Source organism: Alteromonas infernus (assembly GCF_902705815.1).
Genome location: NZ_CACSIG010000017.1, coordinates 46,075 through 62,167, shown reverse-complemented (window position 1 = coordinate 62,167; position 16,093 = coordinate 46,075). Strand labels below are relative to the sequence as shown.

Here is a 16,093-nt window from a genome sequence, read left to right as displayed (position 1 = left end):
ATTTGGCCGGCGTGAACTTTTGCAGGGCACCTAGAAGCTGTCGATACTCATTACACAAGGCTTGAGCGTTTTGCTTCGTCAATACAAAATTAGATAAACGTACGGACACGACGTGTAATTTTGCTTGCAACAGTCTTAACTCATCATCCATGATTATGCCCTTTGTTTCTTACCTATATAGTAAATGACCTTGCTTTTTACGTTACAGTTTTACTTTTTATGTAGGGATACAGGTTTTAAATCGCGCTGACTGCCCCTACATTTATGTCGCAATAAATGTGCGCATAGCAACTTTAGTATAACGCCAATAAGGTTTACCACAAGCCAATTGGTTTATTGATTTTTCCTTGAGTGATAATTAAAAATGCAAGCCTCTGAACTTCAAAATAAATTTGAACGAATCCGCGCCAATAAATGGTTTGAAGCCTTTGTCATCAGTGTCATCGTTATTTCGGCACTGCTGGTGGGGGCTAAAACTTACGAACTGCCTTCAGGGATGGCTTCAGTCACGTTGTTCTTAGACTGGTTCATTAGCGCGTTCTTTTTAACTGAACTCACTATTCGTTTTTTAGCTGAAAAGCAAAAACGCTTTTTTTTCAGAAGCTTTTGGAACTGGTTCGATACGCTTATTGTGGTTATAAGTCTTATTCCAGCTGACGATACGGAATTGGCATTGATAGCCCGTTTGGTACGTGTATTCCGCGTACTTCGTATGATTTCAATTATTCCAGAGCTTAGAATATTGCTTGTTTCTTTGGTAAAAGCTTTGCCTCAGTTGGCTTATGTCATGCTGCTGATGTTTATCATTTTTTACATATACGCAGCGGTAGGCAGTACGTTATTTGAAAACATTAATCCCGTGCTGTGGGGCGACATTACCATCTCAATGTTAACGCTCTTTAGAATAATGACATTCGAGGATTGGACAGACGTGATGTATGAAACCCAGGAAGTGTATTCACTAAGCTGGATCTTCTACCTCACCTTTATCTTTTTCACGGCGTTTGCGTTCTTAAATATGGTGATTGGCATTGTAGTAAACGTAATGGAAAGGGAAAACGAAAAAGCCCGCGCAGAGAAAGAAGCAGCGCTGCTAGAGGAGCAAATAGCACAAGGGCATGTTGAGCCAACGTTGCACGACGTTATGAAGGAATTACGCGAGCTTAAGGCCCAGGTGTCAGCGCAAGCGGTAAAAGGTGAAACAAACACCTCTGATTAAACCTCTACACCGTTTTTGATAACTCAAACGGCACTCTCGCGCGCTTCTAGAAACGCCCCAAAAATAACAAAGGCCACTGTGAGTGGCCTTTGTTTTATAAAGTTTGGAGTAAGCGGCAAAGCAGCATTGCTCTGCTAATTCACTTAACCTCGGCTAAACCTGTTTAGCACCCGGTGCTGGCAGGTACGCCTTACAAGCCGTACTGCGTTTTAAGCGCTTCCACCCTTTGTTTTGCAGCCTCAGTTGTAAACTCTCTACTTGCTAGCCTGCGTTTAGCCAAAGCGTCTTTGTCTAATTCAAGCAGCAAGGCTACGTGATTAAGATAGACTTCATCGTTTGCAATCGGCCCCGCAGAAATTTGCTCATAGAGTGCCAGTGCTGCCTCTTTTTCACCTTTCGCAATATGTATTTGGGCCAGTGTATCGACCGCATCGGCATTCTCGCGCTGTAGTGATACCGCTTTTTTGGCAAGTGTTTCCGCACGGGCTAAGTCGTTATCTTCAAACGCCAAATAAGCTAAGTTATTGAGCACAACAAAGTTGTCTGGCGTTTGTGTTAACACCTGCTCATAGGTTTCAATTGCGCTGTCTCTGTCGTTGCGAATTTGTCGCTCAGCTAACAGCATAGCGCTTTGAACATCGTTATTATGCGCCTTTACATGCTTTTGTAGAAAACTAAAGGCCTGCTCTTTTTCCCCAGACATTTCTAGTGCAGCCACAAGAAGTAAGGCATTGTCTGAATTAGGCGTGGCATCATAAGCCGCTTTAGCATGGTCTACCGCCTGCTCTGGCGCTTTCTCGATAAGGTGTAAACGAGCAATAACCCCTCTAACAAACGGCAGCGTTTTAACATCATCCGCTGTGTTGTTAATGATCTCCCACGCAGGCTTTGCCTGACCCAAACGGCTATGGAAATACGCTTTTAAAAGCGTTAATTGTGCGTCTGGGCGTTTTGCTAGCACCTTGTTGGTTAACGCTAGCCCTTGCTTAAACTGCTTTTGTGAATCAACGATAAGCAGTTTGCCCAGTACCGCGTTTTTATCCTGAGGGTAAAGGGATAACCAATGATCGAAAAATGCGGTCGCTTCTTTTACATTATTAGTCGCAATAAGCGACTGCCCTTTTAAATTCCAAAGCGCCTGCGGTGATGACTCGTCGCCTTTTACGTCGGCTAAAAGCGAGACTGTTTTATCAAGCTGATTGTTAAGGGAATACATCCTTGCGAGTAAAAGCCGTAAATTAAGCTGATCTTTGTTGCTATTAAACTGCGTTTGGGCATGCGCGATAACCTCATCGCCATTGCCTTTTTCAACGGCTAATGCAAACCACAGCGCTAGCGCTTGTACGTCGGCAGGGTTCTTATCAACAAATGCGCGAATGAACGCCATGGCATTATCTTTTTTGCCTTCTGCTACCAATAGCTTAGCCCGTGAATACGTTACTTCATTGCCCGCATCACTAAGTTCACTTGCTTTGTCGAGGTATTGGGCGGCATCTTGATACGCACCTTCAGCAGTAGCAATATTACCTAGGTAGATAAGTGGCGCAGCAGTTTCTGGCGATTGTTCGTGCCAGTCTTTTGCCGCAGTCTTGGCTTTATCAAGTTGATTGGTGGCAATGTAAGCGCGTAGCAAGGTCGCTTGAGATGTCACTGACTCAGGCGCTTTTTCTACCGCTTCTTCCAAATTAACCAGACCATCAATGTCGTTAAGTGAAAGCTGAAGCACACCTAAACGAGATAAATCATCAGCCGTAGTACTTACCGCCTCAGACTTTGCTACCATTTGCTTAGCACCTACCACGTTACCATCTTTAAGTAACTGATAGCTCGCCTTTGAGAAAAGTGCCGCGTCTACGCCTTGCTCCCCTTCCACCCGCGCCAATACTTCTAGCGCTTCATCATTTTCACCAAGCTGAAGCATGCTGTCTGCTAACATACGCAGGCCGGGATGATTATCAGGTAAGCTAGATGCCACCATGGTTAAGTGACGCTGAGCTGCCTCAAAATCTTGAATTTGATATGCACTAAACCCAGCGACCAATCTAACAACTTGGTCGCTTCTGCCGTTTTGCACCGCAATTTCCAAGTACTCTAAAGCATTGGCATAGTTTTCATTGGCCGACGCAATAATGCCTTTAAACGTATTGAGTAAAGGATGATTCTCATTAAGCGTTAGCAAATCATCTACAATGGGCTCTGCTTTATCGAGTTCTCTTATTTCAATGAGCAGCGAAGCATAGGCAAACTTACTGGTAACATCATCAGGGTAATGACTCACGTAAACGCCATAGACTTCAGCGGCTTTTGCCGGCTCACCACTTTGCAGATAGATTTTTGCTAACTGCTGAAGTACGTCTTTATTAGTTGGTGCTTGTTCGCGCAGCGCTTCAGTTGCTGCTAACGCGCCTTCCATGTCATTGTCTAAAACAAACGTATAGCTATCGATTAGCCCCTTGTATACCGAGCTTGTATCTAGCGTAGAAAGATCGGCTATTAACGTTTTTGCCTCTTCGGTCTTACCTAATTGCATAAGCGCCTGAAGCTTGTAAAACCCGACTTCCGCTGACTCTACCGCAGTCATACCTTCTGCGCGGTAATCCACTTCAGCAAGAGCATTTTCTGCTCCTGATTGCTGATAAGCGACAGATAAAAGAGGGATAACCTGACTTACGGGATAACCAAGCTCCATGGCTTTGTTTAATTCTTTTTCTGCCGCGGCAAAGTTGTTCTTTTGTAAATAAAGCTTGCCTAACTCGAAGCGTGGCTCAGCAGCATTAGGCCCTTTTTGAATTGCATTTTTGTACTCAACAATGGCTGCATCAATTTGCTGCTGAGAAACATAGTTTCTCGCATCTGCCAAGTGGCTTTCCATCGACTTTTCGCTACACCCTGACAAAAGCGCACTGGTCAACATAACCGCTAACGTTGTACGTTTAATTAATTTATTTGTTTTATGCTTTGTCATCGTAATTCCTTGCCCTTCCTCAAATTTTTATTGTCACATTGCTGCACATTGTAAAAAAACGCTCACCGCACTGCTTATTATTTCGTCAAATTTGTGCAATTTCGTGGCAACCTGTCCATTATTCGAATATAATACTGTTTTTTGCAACACTGCTGGCAAGCATATCGCGAAATACGCTAAGAATACGCTTCATTAACTCGCCGGACAGGCCAGTTCAACGCTGTATAGCGTCTTGCGATAATAAACCGAAAAAGTACGGTTTAGTCGTATGCCGCACCCTCCTTACTTAATGCACCAGGACCCTTAATGACAACAACTGTCGACATGACATTTAAAGACCTCAATTTACCAGAACCAATCTTACAAGCCCTTGAAAAAGTTGGCTACGAGAAACCGTCTCCTATTCAAGCTGAGAGTATTCCTCTTTTACTTGAAGGACACGATTTACTCGGTCAGGCACAGACAGGGACAGGAAAAACCGCTGCGTTTGCCCTGCCCATGTTGGCAAATATCGATCCTGAGCAACGTAAGCCGCAATTACTGGTATTGGCCCCAACCCGTGAATTAGCAATTCAGGTTGCAGAGGCGTTTCAGGTTTATGCGAGCTTTAGTCAAAAAATTAAAGTACTTCCCGTATACGGCGGCCAGTCGTACGACAACCAAATTCGCCAGCTTAAGCGCGGCGTGCAAGTGGTTGTTGGTACACCAGGGCGTATCATCGACCATATCAAGCGCAAAACACTAGACTTAAGCGAACTTAAGTATTTAGTGCTAGATGAAGCAGATGAAATGCTTCGCATGGGCTTTATCGATGACGTTGAGCTAATTCTTAGCCACGCGCCAGAAGAGCGCCAAACTGCGCTGTTCTCGGCAACCATGCCTGGCCCAATCAAGAAGATTACCCAGCGCTATTTGAAAGACCCTAAGCACGTCAAAATTGCGTCTAAGGTAAGCACTGCCAGCACCATTCGCCAGCGCTACTGTCAAATTGCGCCGCATCACAAACTTGAAGCGTTAACCCGCATCATGGAAGTGGAAGCGTTTGACGGTATGATTATTTTCGTACGCACGAAAACCGCTACCGTGGAACTTGCCGATAAGCTATCTGCCCGTGGTTACGATGTAGAACCGCTAAACGGTGACATTCCTCAATCTGCGCGAGAGCGTACCGTTGAGAAGCTTAAGCAAGGTCAAATTGACATACTTGTTGCTACAGACGTTGTAGCACGTGGTCTCGACGTAGAGCGTGTTAGCCACGTAATCAACTATGATATCCCTTACGACAGCGAGTCTTACGTACACCGTATTGGCCGTACCGGTCGTGCTGGACGTCAAGGTGATGCGATTCTATTTATTTCACATCGCGAAAAGCGCTTGTTGTTCTCTATCGAGAAGACAACTAAGCAGCCAATTGAAGCCATGCCAATTCCTTCAATTAGTGAAATTAACGAAACGCGTTTAAGCCGCTTTAAGCAATCGGTTGCTGAAGCAACGCAACACGATAGCATTGAATCTTTAATGCCTATTGTTGAGATGATTAAAGAAGAAAACGAAGCATCACCTGAAGTGTTAATGGCGGCATTGCTTAAAATTGCGCAAGGCGACGAACCTTTAATTCTTAAAGAAACCGACCGACCAGACATTAACAGCAAGCCTCCGCGCGATAGCCGCGAAAGAAACAGTCGTGATGGTCGTGAGAGAAAGCCGAAGGTACCACGTGGAAACCGCAAGCCTGAAGAAGGCATGCAGCGCTTCCGCATCGAAGTGGGCCATGTTCACGGTGCTAAGCCTGGTAATATCGTCGGCGCGATTGCGAATGAAGCGAATATCAACTCTAAGCACATTGGTGCTATCGAGATTTATGATAACTTCAGTACTGTTGATTTACCTGACGGTATGCCAAAAGAAACCCGTGACACCCTTTCGGGCACACGCGTAGCAGGTCAGCGATTGAACATTCGTGAATGGTCAGACACGCCACCTAAGCGCGACGGTCGTGGAAGCCGCGGTGACAAAGGTGATCGTGCACCTAGAGGCAACCGTGAAAACCGTAAACGTAAGAACTAAATAGCAACACTTCCAGCCTTTATATAACTAATTGCAATATGAAGGCTGTTTTCGTTGTTTTCTAATTAAAAAGAATTGGCGCAAAATAGTGTCAGTTCTTTTTTTGTATTTGAAGCTAAGAAAACCGCTATGGATTACTTTCCGTTATTCCTTGATGCCAGAAAACTCAACGTCCTTATTGTAGGGGCGGGTGAAGTTGCAGCCCGTAAGCTAGAGCTTATTATGAAGACCCCAGCCACCGTTACCGTGGTGGCACCTTGGGTTTGCGATACGGTTAAGCTGCTTGCTAACAACGAGAAAGTAACGCTCATTGAACGTGAGTTTCAAGACACTGACCTGTCAGACAAGGACATGGTCTTCATTGCCACCGATAAAGGCGATGTGAATCAGTATATCCACGACCTTGCACGCGCTAACAAAGTGCTGGTGAACGTGGTAGATAATACGCCACTTTGCCAGTTTATCACCCCCTCTATTGTCGACCGCTCGCCCATTATTATAGCCATGAGCAGTGGTGGCGTTGCGCCTGTTTTACTGCGTTATTTACGTCAAAAGTTAGAGACGGTACTTCCCGCTAATTTAAGTCGACTAGGTGCGTTTTCTGAGAAATTTCGCGAAAAAGTAAAGCAAACCCTTAACGGGGTAACCGCAAGACGCTACTTCTGGGAAGACGTGCTTGACGGCGACATTGCTGAAATGGTTGAAAAGGGCCAAGACAAGAAAGCCGATGAGGCGTTTGATGTGGCACTGCAAGCGGCCGCCGAAGATAAAAAGGTGGAAGGTCAGGTTTATCTTGTGGGTGCAGGCCCTGGCGACCCAGACTTGCTTACCTTTCGTGCCTTACGCTTAATGCAGAAAGCCGACGTGGTAGTTTACGACCGTCTGGTTTCACCACAAATCCTTGAGCTGGTGCGCCGTGATGCCGAGAAAATTTACGTGGGTAAAGCCAAAAGCAATCACACGCTCCCACAAGATGATATTAACCAACTTATGGTTGACGAAGCGAAAAAAGGTAACCGCGTGGTGCGTTTAAAAGGCGGCGATCCGTTCATTTTCGGCCGCGGTGGTGAAGAAATTCAAACCCTTATTCAGCACGGCATTGAGTTTCAAGTTGTACCCGGAATTACCGCAGCAAGCGGTGCATCAAGCTATGCGGGCATTCCCCTTACCCATAGAGATCACGCACAGTCTGTGGTATTTGCCACCGGCCACTTAAGAAATGGCACTATTGACCTTAATTGGCCTGCTCTTGCACAGAAAAACCAAACCGCAGTGTTTTACATGGGTTTAACAGGTTTGCCTATCATCTGCGAAAAGATGATAGAGCAAGGGCTAGATGCCTCTACCCCAATCGCACTTGTGCAATCTGCCACCACTGAAAAGCAGCAGGTGTTAACGGGTACGCTTGAAGACATTGTCGCTAAGCAAGAAAAAGCCCAGCTTCAGCCTCCTACCCTTATAATTGTAGGTAGCGTAGTTGGCCTTCACGATGAGCTAAACTGGTTTCAAGAGTAGGCCAATGAGATAGCCGCTTTTCAGATAGCCTTGTATTTTCTACTAAGGTACGCATACTCAGTAACACGACGTTGGTTATGAGTAGGCGTACTGCACAGTGTTTAGAAAAATTACTTCCCCACCATTAAGCGCCATCAATAGGGTGTTATTAGTGGGCTTGTATTGGCTATCGGTTGGGCTTTTCTTCTCAACCACCGCAGGGGCCGAGCAACTCAAATTCAAAAAGGCGCAGAGTGAATCGGGCGTACTATTTAGCTATGAATGGCTAGATATGGATAGCACTCGACAATCTATTTCCTTCGAATTACCTCACACCGCAATTAAAGCAGCACCAACTCAACAAGCCAACTATCGGCCCAAAATAGCCCAGCGTTACGTAACGGTTGCGCTGATGGAAGCGGCCAAAAAAGTTAACCCCAAAGAGGCCCGCGTTAAGATAATACCAAAGCGCGACTCTATTGATATACAGGTTAAAGGGGCGAATGAAGATAAGGTCGAGGCCATACTCAGCAACCTTAAAGCCGTCCAGCGAGAGGCGTATAACGCGTACTTAGATGAGCATTACTTTACGCGCTTCACCACGTTGTTCAATCAAAAGGCGATAAAACCCGACCATACCCGCTATGCCGCCGAGTCGGTGAAACCGCTGGTCGCCGCCTCGCAAGCGTTTTACGAAAAGGTCAACGCACAGTCTGATTCACGGGCGTACTTTTCGCTGATTCTAAGCTGGCTGCAAAGTATTCCGTATGACACACTTGAAGACAGAGTGGTAAGTAATGGTTCAGGCTATGCTCCACCCATTAACGTACTTATGCAAAATGTCGGAGACTGTGACAGTAAGGCTGTACTGGCATCGTCGATGGTTCGCGCATTTTTACCGTCCACGAAAATGATAATGGTATTTCTGCCCAATCACGCGTTGTTAGGCATAGCGCTCACCCCTATGGTAGATGATAGAACCATAGTCCACGACGGCGAGACTTACGTCCTCTACGACCCCACTGGCCCAGCCCTTATTCCATTTGGACAAGTCTCTGAAGACACTGAGCGTTATATAGTGACAGGTCGCTATCAAGTAGAAGCGGTGGACTAAAAGCGGCTTACTCACGCCCTACACAAAAGGCGGGCAAGTCATACCTTTAATTGAAATTTAGTGGGAAAAAGCGCCTTCAAATGAGTCAAGGCGCTTTTGGTATAAACCTATGAATTGTTGGTACGCGTTTAAGCTATAGGTTTTCTTCGGCAAAACTCGCCAAGCGGCTTCTTACCACCCCATCTAAGTTAATGGTGGCACTGCCAGAGAAGTCTTTAAACTTCTCAACTAGATAGGTCAAACCCGAGGTCACAGCACTTAGGTAATTGCTGTCTATCTGCGCTAGGTTGCCCCCAACAATGAGCTTAGTGCCTTCACCACAGCGCGTGATAATGGTTTTAAGCTGTGACGCCGTTAAGTTTTGCGACTCATCCAAAATCACGATAGCGTTTTGAATGCTTCGCCCTCGCATAAAGTTCACCGACTTGTACTGAATGTTGGCTTTTTCCATGATGTAATTCATAGAGCCTTTGGTATTCTCATCGTGTTTGTGAAGCACTTCAAGCGAGTCAGTAATAGCCGCCAACCAGGGCAACATTTTTTCCTCTTCGGTTCCCGGTAAAAAGCCAATAGATTCGGCAATTTCAGGCGTGCTTCGCGTTACGATGATCTTATCGTACATGTTTCGCTCTACCACCATTTCAAGGGCAGCAGCTAGCGCAAGGAGAGTTTTACCACTACCGGCAGGCCCGGTAAGGATAACCATATCAATGTGCGGGTCGAGTAGCGCATGAAGCGCCATAGCCTGGCCGATATTTTTAGGCGTAATTCCCCACGCATGACGGCCCATTAAGCGTTCGTAACCTAAATCCAGTACCTCTAAATGATCGTCGGTAATTTCTTCCACCAAGCCTGCGAACTGTTTGGTTTCATCTAACAAGAACTCATTTACATACGCTTCTGGCAGCATAGATTTGGGAATAGTATGAATGGTGTCTCGCCCTTCGGTGCGACTATCCACACTTTTTACGCTTTCCCAAAAGTTGCCTTCAAATGTATGGAAGCCTCGGGATAGATACTTGATGTCGGTAATGAGTTGGTCGGTGCGATAATCTTCAACATGAGCAAGGCCTGCCCCTTTCGCCTTAAGCCGCATGTTTAAGTCTTTGGTCACCAATACCACTTTTTGCGGCGCAAACGTCTTTTGTAAATGCAGCGCTACGTTAATAATGCGATTGTCATTCTCATTGCTGGTAAAGACCTGCTGAGACTCAACCATGTTAAGGTCGGCGAAAATAGATAAACTGCCTGAGGGTGCCGTTTGTCCCGCGCCTAACCCATCTATAGATACGCCAGCCAGCATATCTTCTGGCGTTGCATCGTGGAGTAAGTCCTCCATTGCGCGAATGGATACCCGTGCGTCACGCGCCACGTCTTTTTTGCTGTCTTTGATGTAGTCGAGCTCTTCCAATACAGTCATTGGAATTACAACGTCGTGTTCTTTAAAGGAGAGAAAAGCGTGGGGTTCGTGAAGCAGAATATTAGTATCGAGGACGTAAATCTTAGTTTCGGTAGAATTTTTTCTTGGCATCCTTCACTCCGGTAAATAAAGCCAGGTTAGCCGTTATGCTCTTTAATGAACGCACGCGCTAACAAGCTGCAGTTACGGTTGTAGGAGAATGCCGCTCGAAACAGGACCTCTTCCCCTACTCGCGTCGACTGAGAAGCAGTACTACTCATTCTGCCTCGCGAGTTCGTTAGTAAAATAGCGAACCCTTAATTCCACCATAATCCAGTTTTTGAGAATTAGCACTGTTTTTTGATATTTATTTTGTGGAGTGACTCGCCTTTGCACTTCTCGCACATTCGTAATACTAACTACTTTGCTAACACGCTATTCTTCTTTATCAGCGAAGTACCCTGCCCGTTCCAAAATAATCTGAGTCTGGCTTTGCGCTCCTTCTAGCGCCGCTTTTACGCTTTTTTCCCCAGTAACCACATCATTAATTTGTGCCCCTACGGCGTAACCGATAGCGGTAAATTCTGGGATAGGGATAAACTGTTTGCCTACCATGGCATTACCTGGTTTATCGCTTGAAAGTAACTTCAATGCTTGATGTTCAAAAGCCGCATAAGGTACGGCTTGCAGATAATCGCTAGAATATGTTGAGTGTCGAGTACCAGAAGGGGCCGCGTATTCTCCGTGGGCTTTCTTAAGTAAATTAATAAAGGTTTTAGACGTTAAAAAATGCGCAAGTAACTGCGCCTCTTCTACATAGCGAGATTTTTTCGGTATTGCAAAATTCCATGACCAAAACCATTGCGCCCCTTTCTGTTGCTTACCCAGCGGCGCATAGGTTACTCCGGTAAATTGAGTCACTTTAGAAAAGCGATCATCAAATAAAGCCCCGCCTAATGAAGAAGCGTCAACGAAAAAGGCTAATTTCCCTTGGGCAAAGAGCTCTTGATTCTCTTGCCAACCCATATCATGATTATCAGGCGGCCCATATTGCCTAACAAGCTCAGCATACATACCGACTGCATCAAACCATGCCTTACTATCCAGTGTGGGCTGCATGTTGTTGTCTAACCACGCACCGCCATAGGTGTTGGCCATGGTGCTCACTAATGCCATATTCTGCCCCCAGCCCACTCGCGTTCTAAGCCCTATACCATAGACTTCTTTTTCAGGTATATGCACTTGTTTAGCAAGAGACTTAATATCGTTATAGGTGAGTACAGTGGGTAGACTTAATCTAAACTTTTCTAGCAGGTCTTTTCGGTAAAAAGTAAGCGTAGTTTCAGCGACAAAAGGCAATCCATAAAGCTGGCCATCGACAATGTTTGCATGCAGAGCGGCAGGAATAATATCGTCGATATCGTAATCGGCGGGATGCGATTTGAAAGGAAGTAGAACGCCTCGTTTAGCCCATATGGGAAGACCATAGCTGCCGATTAACACCAAGTCGAAGCTGTTTTCGTTAACAGAAAAGTCACCTAGCAGTCTACGGCGCAAAACGGTTTCATCCATTATTCGCCATTGAATATTGGAGTGCAGCAAAGGCGAATCGTGTTTATCTAAGTATGCTTTAGCTTGAAAAACGGCATTAATATCTGGCGCCCCGACAACTAATGCCTCTTCCCCCTGTGAAGCGTCATAGACGCCATATTTCTCGAGTGTGAGCGTTAATAATCCGCTTTGTTTTTGTTTCTGTAACGCTAAGTTAAATTTCTCAATTAACTGAGAGGCTCCAGGTGTCTGCTTAGACAGTGCGAGATGATAAGTGCTAGCTACCTCCGCTCCAGGGATAAAATTAAACTTCCCAATTAAATTGGGCCGTTCATTTACTAACGCCTCCTTTGCGCTGTATTTATCAATAAACAGTACATCAATTCGTCCTTTACCAAGTAAATCCAATAGGTTAACGGTAGATGCTCCCGGATACAGGTTGAAAAACGTTTCATTTGATAAGAATTTGGGGGCTGTCGTCCCCCTCAGATACCCGATTCCTCGTAAATTTTGTCGTTTAAGCCATTCAACAAGGTTGTCGGGGCTACTGTTATCCTTGAAATCTTTCGTCCTAATTAGGAACCCACTTGCTCCTGCAGGGATCGCATCAGATAAAAGGAATGCGTCTGTGAAGCGCTCATGATGGTGAACAGGAAATACGCCATCGAGTGCTCCCTTCTTTGCCAACATCACAGCCCTAGCATGAGGATAACGCTCAACGATAAGCTGCTCATCTAGTTCTTCAAAAGCTTTTACCACCACTTCATTTACGTATCCTTTCGACACGTCTTTGCTGTCACTAAAGGGGCTAACTTCCGAGGTTGCAAGCACGATAGGACGAGCATAGGCCAGCTCGCTAATAATGAGGGCAGTGACAAATAGGCAGCGAGCGGCAGTCGCTAAATGTAGCATTAACGGCGGGACTCGAAAGCTAGAGACAAAACGTCTTGTCTGCGACACTATGCAATTCCTTTTGTGGAGTAAGTGTTAGATAAATAGCAGATAAAAACAAAAAGTGCGTTACTATCGTCAAATAATTTACCATTCAATCAACCGACACTTGTTAACATCACCTCAACTCTACTTATCGAGTATAGGCATGCCGCCTGGCACAGCGACTTTCTTAACATTACTTGAGCCTTACAACGCCCCCGAACTTATTAACGCCATAAAGAATGCAACCAGCAACGATGATAAAAAGGCGATACAAGGCATACAAGCCCTGTATAAAATGCATTGGCAGTAGACACGACCATTTGAGAACCACATGGATGTGTTTATGCGTGTTGCAAATTCGCCCCCTCTACGCCTATGTAGTAAAAACGACAACCAATAGTCTAGTATTAATGACTTATCACAGCGCAATGCGTACAATACCGCCCCCCGAAAAACAGGTTGGTGATTTATGAGTTCAGATAGTCAATTTTCAGTTGGTCAACGTTGGTTAAGCAACACGGAAACAGAGCTAGGTTTAGGTGTGATTATGGGCACCGATTTCCGTTCAGTTGAAGTATTGTACCCCGCAACTGGCGAAGCACGTAAATATACCAAACAAGACGCTCCACTAACGCGACTCATCTTTGAAATTGGCGAAACAGTAAAAAGCCAAGATGGTTGGGAAATGACCATTACAGAAAAAGAAGAAAGCCAAGGGGTGTGTATTTATCACGGGCTTCGTGAAGACACCAAAGCGCAAGTGCGTTTGCCCGAGACGATGCTAGACAGCCATATTCAACTAAACCAACCTGAAAGACGTTTGTTCAGCCAGCAGCTCGACAACCCAAAGTGGTTCGATTTACGAGAGCGTGCTTTAGACTATCAATACGACTACCTTCGCTCTAGCACTATCGGCCTGGCTGGCGCGCGTATTTCTCTTATTCCTCATCAGCTTCACATTGCTTCAGAAGTCGGCGGTAGACACGCGCCGCGCGTACTCCTTGCCGATGAAGTAGGGTTAGGTAAAACCATTGAAGCTGCGCTAATTATCCATCAGCAGCTTAAAACGGGCCGCGCTGACCGCGTGCTTATTTTGGTGCCTGACTCATTAGTACACCAATGGCTGGTTGAGATGCTTCGTAGAGTAAACCTACCCTTTGCCATTTACGATGAAAGTCGTTGCGACGCGATAGAAGAAAGCGAAGCGTCTGATGCTGGCGAAGTGAATCCGTTTGAAAACGATCAGCTAGTACTTTGTAGCATCGACTTTTTAAGCCAAAGTGAAAAGCGCCAAAAGCAAGTTCAAGCCGCAAGCTGGGATTTGATGGTTGTGGATGAAGCTCATCACCTGGCGTGGTCAAGCGAGGCGCCATCAGCTGAGTATAAGTGCGTTGAAGCTTTAGCTAACCTAACGCCTGGTGTGTTGCTGCTTACTGCAACCCCAGATCAGCTTGGTCACGAAAGTCACTTTGCTCGCCTGCGTCTTCTTGACCCTGCTCGTTTTCATAGTTACAACGCTTTTTTAGAAGAAGAGTCGAAATATAGCCAGCTGGCCGACGCCGTCGCGCCACTGCTTTCAGATGCAGAGCCTAACGACAAACAACGTACCAAATTGGCAGAGTTCGCCCCTGATGTCATGGAGCACGCTGGCGATTTGGGCACACCAGAAAACCGCCATGCGCTGTTACACCAGTTAATTGACTGTCACGGCACTGGCCGCATGCTGTTTAGAAACCGTCGCGCTAATATTGAAGGCTTTCCTGAACGTAAACTGAGTGCTTATGAACTAGCGCTGCCTGAAGTCTACGCAGATGCGGTAAGCGGCGGCGACCTGACTTACTCGCTTTACCCCGAGCGAATGGCCAGCGTGGTAAATAGCTGGACTAAACACGACCCTCGTGTTGAATGGCTGCTTGACTTCATGCAGAGCGTTAAGCCTGAAAAAAATACTGCTTATTTGCGCCAGTGCTCGTACTGCGCAAGAGCTAGGTGAAGTCATTCGCACTCAATCAGGCATTCGACACAGCGTATTCCACGAAGGTATGAGCATTGTAGAGCGCGACAAGGCTGCTCACTACTTTGCCGACGAGGAAGAAGGTGCACAAATTCTACTGTGTAGCGAAATTGGCAGTGAAGGCCGTAACTTCCAGTTTGCCCACCATTTGGTGTTGTTCGATTTACCCATTACACCTGATTTACTGGAACAGCGCATTGGTCGACTCGATCGAATTGGCCAAACGCAAACAGTACAAATTCACGTACCGTATCTTGCTAAGACCGCGCAGCATGTGTTGTTAGATTGGTACCATGAAGGACTAAACGCATTTGAGAAAACCTGCCCGACAGGCTCTGGCGTGTTCGATGACGTTAAACCGTTGCTTGTTGGTGCATGCTTACATCCCGATGATATAAGCGCTTGTGATGAACTTATCAATATGAGCGTAACGCTGAACAGCCAGCTTGTAGCGCAGTTGGAGGCCGGACGAGATCGCTTACTAGAGTTAAATGCCTCTGGTGAAGGGCGCGTAGAGCAGTTACTCGAAGACATTGTTACCCTTGATAGCGAACAAGATCTATCGCGCTTCATGGGCCGCGTGTTCGACGCTATCGGTGTACAGCAAGAAGAGAAAGGCAACGACTGCTTTATTCTTATGCCTACCGAGTCTATGGTGAGTCAGCTTCCTGGCCTTAACCCTGAGGGAATGACAGTCACCTACAAGCGCCGTGTGGCAACAACCTTAGAGAACGTGCAGTTTCTTAGCTGGGACCACCCTCTTGTTCATACCGCCATTGACGTTATCCTTACGGATGTTCACGGCAAGAGTAGCATGGGCTTTATTGCTGAGCCGTCGCTGCCAAAAGGCGCATACTGGATAGAGGCGTTATTTGTTCTTCATGCTCAAGCGCCAAAAGCGCTGCAGCTTAGCCGTTTCTTACCGCAGACGCCGGTACGCGTATGCTTAGATGCCCAAGGAAATGCGTCTGACCTAAGCTTCGATGTGAAACGTAAGATTGGACGTAAAATTTCAGCGCAGCTATTGAAAGCCCTGCAACAGCCACTTGAGTTGGCTATTGAGAAGGCGCGTAAGCTTGCCCACCAGCAGGCCAATCAAAAGCAGCACGACGCGTTGAATACCATGCACTTGACCTTGGGCGAAGAAATTCAACGTTTACGCGACTTACAAAAGCGCAATCCAGCGGTGCGAGACAGTGAAATTGAGTTCATTGAAACTCAAATGAATGCCCTTGATAAGGTAATTCAGGAAGCTGATGTTCAGCTAGATGCGTTGCGAATTGTGGTAAACAATCCGTAACGCTCCTCCTTAACGGCTACTTATAAGTGACACA

The 16,093-nt window shown here is 46.1% G+C and carries 9 protein-coding genes and 1 pseudogene; 6 read left to right on the top strand and 4 right to left on the bottom strand.

Translation table 11 applies throughout. The annotated features are described in order from the left end of the window. The first annotated feature begins 364 nt into the window (after positions 1-364). Positions 365-1,219: an ion transporter gene (locus tag ACX5J7_RS04105; RefSeq protein WP_278385347.1), complete on the top strand. Its 855-nt coding sequence runs from the start codon at positions 365-367 to the stop codon at positions 1,217-1,219. A 190-nt stretch (positions 1,220-1,409) separates the two neighbouring features. On the opposite strand, the gene prsT is transcribed toward ACX5J7_RS04105, so the two are convergent. Further along, a complete protein-coding gene (gene prsT, locus ACX5J7_RS04100; RefSeq protein ID WP_498706202.1) occupies positions 1,410-4,184 on the bottom strand; it encodes an XrtA/PEP-CTERM system TPR-repeat protein PrsT in 2,775 nt (924 codons plus the stop codon). Between the two features lie 306 nt (positions 4,185-4,490). Here prsT and ACX5J7_RS04095 point away from each other — a divergent pair, with 306 nt between their 5' ends. From ACX5J7_RS04095 to ACX5J7_RS04085, 3 genes are all read left to right on the top strand, one after another. After that, positions 4,491-6,251 (top strand): DEAD/DEAH box helicase, encoded by a 1,761-nt coding sequence (locus ACX5J7_RS04095; RefSeq protein ID WP_015066184.1) that lies wholly within the window; start codon positions 4,491-4,493, stop codon positions 6,249-6,251. A gap of 129 nt (positions 6,252-6,380) precedes the next feature. Then, positions 6,381-7,766 carry a siroheme synthase CysG gene (gene cysG, locus ACX5J7_RS04090; RefSeq protein ID WP_012517206.1) on the top strand — a complete coding sequence of 462 codons (1,386 nt, stop codon included), beginning with the start codon at positions 6,381-6,383 and terminating at the stop codon, positions 7,764-7,766. Positions 7,767-7,863: 97 nt separating this feature from the next. Further along, positions 7,864-8,859, top strand: a complete 996-nt coding sequence (locus ACX5J7_RS04085) for a hypothetical protein (protein ID WP_498706199.1) — start codon at positions 7,864-7,866, stop codon at positions 8,857-8,859. Between the two features lie 133 nt (positions 8,860-8,992). On the opposite strand, the gene ACX5J7_RS04080 is transcribed toward ACX5J7_RS04085, so the two are convergent. The 3 genes from ACX5J7_RS04080 to ACX5J7_RS04070 all read right to left on the bottom strand — a co-directional run bounded on the left by ACX5J7_RS04080 (position 8,993) and on the right by ACX5J7_RS04070 (position 12,769). Then, the gene (locus ACX5J7_RS04080; protein ID WP_015066181.1) at positions 8,993-10,390 is read right to left on the bottom strand and encodes a PhoH family protein; all 1,398 of its coding nucleotides are present in this window, start codon (positions 10,388-10,390) and stop codon (positions 8,993-8,995) included. 26 nt (positions 10,391-10,416) lie between these two features. Continuing rightward, positions 10,417-10,539 carry a hypothetical protein gene (locus ACX5J7_RS04075; protein ID WP_257787471.1) on the bottom strand — a complete coding sequence of 41 codons (123 nt, stop codon included), beginning with the start codon at positions 10,537-10,539 and terminating at the stop codon, positions 10,417-10,419. Between the two features lie 154 nt (positions 10,540-10,693). Continuing rightward, a complete protein-coding gene (locus tag ACX5J7_RS04070; protein ID WP_015066180.1) occupies positions 10,694-12,769 on the bottom strand; it encodes an extracellular solute-binding protein in 2,076 nt (691 codons plus the stop codon). 139 nt (positions 12,770-12,908) lie between these two features. Here ACX5J7_RS04070 and ACX5J7_RS04065 point away from each other — a divergent pair, with 139 nt between their 5' ends. Together ACX5J7_RS04065 and rapA are read left to right on the top strand one after the other, a co-directional pair. Then, positions 12,909-13,055, top strand: coding sequence for a hypothetical protein (locus ACX5J7_RS04065; RefSeq protein ID WP_015066179.1), 147 nt, complete (start codon positions 12,909-12,911; stop codon positions 13,053-13,055). Between the two features lie 159 nt (positions 13,056-13,214). Continuing rightward, a pseudogene (gene rapA, locus ACX5J7_RS04060) lies at positions 13,215-16,059 on the top strand (RNA polymerase-associated protein RapA). The last annotated feature ends 34 nt before the right edge of the window (positions 16,060-16,093 follow it).

Bases quoted from the DNA above. Each gene is read 5' to 3' on its own strand.
- ACX5J7_RS04065 (WP_015066179.1), top strand. From the start codon at position 12,909: ATGCCGCCTGGCACAGCGACTTTCTTAACATTACTTGAGCCTTACAAC.
- prsT (WP_498706202.1), bottom strand. From the start codon at position 4,184: ATGACAAAGCATAAAACAAATAAATTAATTAAACGTACAACGTTAGCG.
- ACX5J7_RS04080 (WP_015066181.1), bottom strand. From the start codon at position 10,390: ATGCCAAGAAAAAATTCTACCGAAACTAAGATTTACGTCCTCGATACT.
- ACX5J7_RS04095 (WP_015066184.1), top strand. From the start codon at position 4,491: ATGACAACAACTGTCGACATGACATTTAAAGACCTCAATTTACCAGAA.
- ACX5J7_RS04075 (WP_257787471.1), bottom strand. From the start codon at position 10,539: ATGAGTAGTACTGCTTCTCAGTCGACGCGAGTAGGGGAAGAGGTCCTG.
- cysG (WP_012517206.1), top strand. From the start codon at position 6,381: ATGGATTACTTTCCGTTATTCCTTGATGCCAGAAAACTCAACGTCCTT.
- ACX5J7_RS04105 (WP_278385347.1), top strand. From the start codon at position 365: ATGCAAGCCTCTGAACTTCAAAATAAATTTGAACGAATCCGCGCCAAT.